At 43.0% G+C, this 1,962-nt stretch carries 4 protein-coding genes; 2 read left to right on the top strand and 2 right to left on the bottom strand.

Annotated elements, in window-relative coordinates; translation table 11 throughout:
- Positions 1–198: 198 nt before the first annotated feature.
- Positions 199–693: a molybdenum cofactor biosynthesis protein MoaE gene (locus tag OGM63_RS12505; protein WP_263745898.1), complete on the top strand. Its 495-nt coding sequence runs from the start codon at positions 199–201 to the stop codon at positions 691–693.
- Positions 694–894: 201 nt separating this feature from the next.
- Positions 895–1,215 (top strand): hypothetical protein, encoded by a 321-nt coding sequence (locus tag OGM63_RS12500; protein WP_263745897.1) that lies wholly within the window; start codon positions 895–897, stop codon positions 1,213–1,215.
- 28 nt (positions 1,216–1,243) lie between these two features.
- Here OGM63_RS12500 and OGM63_RS12495 read toward each other — a convergent pair whose 3' ends face one another.
- On the bottom strand, positions 1,244–1,537 hold the full coding sequence (locus OGM63_RS12495; RefSeq protein ID WP_263745896.1) for a DUF2103 domain-containing protein: 294 nt from the start codon (positions 1,535–1,537) through the stop codon (positions 1,244–1,246).
- A 5-nt stretch (positions 1,538–1,542) separates the two neighbouring features.
- Positions 1,543–1,836: an ATP-dependent Clp protease adapter ClpS gene (gene clpS / locus OGM63_RS12490; RefSeq protein ID WP_318528452.1), complete on the bottom strand. Its 294-nt coding sequence runs from the start codon at positions 1,834–1,836 to the stop codon at positions 1,543–1,545.
- Between the last annotated feature and the right edge of the window lie 126 nt (positions 1,837–1,962).

The raw sequence follows: 1,962 nt of genomic DNA, 5'->3' as shown, positions 1-1,962 counted from the left end.
GACAAGGGGGACAAGGGGGACAAGGGAGGTTCCCGGAGTTATAGCGACTGGGGGGACAAGGAGAATAATTCTTCTTTCCCCCACACAAGAGCACTCAAGAGCACTCAAGAGCACTCAAGAGCACACAAGAGTAAGATTTAAATTAAGCAACAGGTAAGCAAAGCTTAAACTGAAGAGTAGATAGTGATGCCGAATAAAATGAACTCAGTGAAGACAACAACACCTGCCTTTGGGATTAAACCAAGTGCTAAAGATAGCTTTGCGATTACTTTTGCACCCTTGTCTGTTGAGGAAGTCTATGCTATGGCTGACGATCAAGCCAATGGTGCGATCGTGCTGATGAGTGGAATGGTTCGCAATCAAACAGATGGTAAAGCTGTGATGTCACTGGAGTACCAAGCTTACGAACCGATGGCACTGCGGGTATTTTATCAAATTGCGGCTGATATTCGCTCCTCTTGGTCTGATGTGAGTCGAGTTGTGATTTATCATCGCGTTGGGCACTTAAAAATCGGCGAAATCAGCGTTTTAGTAGCCGTGGGTTGTCCTCACCGTCGTGAAGCGTTTGAAGCTTGCCGTTATGGTATTGATACCCTCAAGCATCAAGCACCAATATGGAAAAAAGAACATTGGCAAGATGGTTCCAGTAGCTGGGTAAGCATTAGTGCTTGTGAAGCTCAAGATTGTGAATAAAGGGAGTAGGGACGCTTGGACTCGAAAAGAATCTTCATATTTCTTAATCCCTAATCCCCAGTCCCTAGTCCCAACTTCATAATTTTTTTTAATTGTTTACATTTTTCTCAGTTGATATTGCAGTTTGTTAAAGTTTTTTGTATCCCAAACGACTATTCCTTTAGACTGATCAACAATCGGAAAAAGTTGGGACATCGAAACATGCATTCAGTAAACTTAGTTTGTCACGAATTTGTCGTTGCTGTTTCTTTTGTGGCTTGTATTGCTGGTTTGTTGCTTCTGTGCGATCGCAAACAAGAAAAAAATGAATGGGAAGAAACAGAACGAATTCTGTTAAGAATGAGCTTTACTTACTGGTTAGTTTACTGCGTTGCTTTTAGTATAGAGAAAGTAATTTTACCGGAATGGTCAGCAGTAGTGATGTCGTTGAGAATTACAACAGCATTGTCATATTTATTAACATTTTCTTGCATTCTCAGCCTGCCGCTACACAAATTTGCAGTGCATGAGGTTGAAGAATAGTTATTTGTGATTTGTGACTGTGGACAAATTACTTTCTCATGGCGATCGCGATCGCTTCTTCGAGTTTATCCTGAGCCAAAGTGGTCAGGATAAACACCTCTTGCACCGTTTTACCTTGACGTGCGATTACCTTAAAGCCTCCACGAATCGGTACAGACACGCGTAATTGCATTTTTGGGCAGTGACCTCTTACTCGTCCAATCACTCCCGGTGTGACAGTTTGCAGTCCCTCGTGGTGGCAGAGACGTTCTAAAATGGGGATAAGACCGGGAATGTGGGTTGAGTGATTCCATACTAATCTGGCATCGGTAGGTTTGCCCATTGTGATTATGCTGCTTCTAAAGGAGCCATTGTTAAGCCAGCTCGACGCAACTGCTGATGATACAGTTCCGCTGGTTCTTGTGGACCAACCCAAACGATCGCTTGACCTTCATAATGCACCTGGTTAGTCAAATCCCAAGCGCGATCGGGTGTCATCCCTGGTATATACTTTACCAAACACTCAGCCACATGCTGAAATGTATTAAAATCATCATTTAAAACAATGACCTTAAAGTTTGGATAAAGCTTTTGAGTAGCTTGACTAGACCGTTCAGGAGCTACAGTTGGTGCTGTCGCCATCCCGTAAACAGCTGCTGAAAGTCTGGTAATCATAGAAGAGAATTTTACAAAATTACACTACAAATTACTAGTTTAGTTCATAGGTGGTGGATAGTGGGTAGTGGGTAGTGGATGGTGGGGAGTGGG

Source organism: Plectonema radiosum NIES-515 (assembly GCF_025753815.1).
GTDB lineage: Bacteria > Cyanobacteriota > Cyanobacteriia > Cyanobacteriales > Nostocaceae > Hassallia > Hassallia radiosum_A.
The sequence above is the reverse complement of the archived record's forward strand: the minus strand, read 5'-3'. Positions and strand labels throughout refer to the sequence as shown.

Coding starts and splice junctions, on each gene's coding strand:
- OGM63_RS12505 (WP_263745898.1), top strand. CDS start 199: ATGAACTCAGTGAAGACAACAACACCTGCCTTTGGGATTAAACCAAGT.
- OGM63_RS12500 (WP_263745897.1), top strand. CDS start 895: ATGCATTCAGTAAACTTAGTTTGTCACGAATTTGTCGTTGCTGTTTCT.
- OGM63_RS12495 (WP_263745896.1), bottom strand. CDS start 1,537: ATGGGCAAACCTACCGATGCCAGATTAGTATGGAATCACTCAACCCAC.
- clpS (WP_318528452.1), bottom strand. CDS start 1,836: ATGGCGACAGCACCAACTGTAGCTCCTGAACGGTCTAGTCAAGCTACT.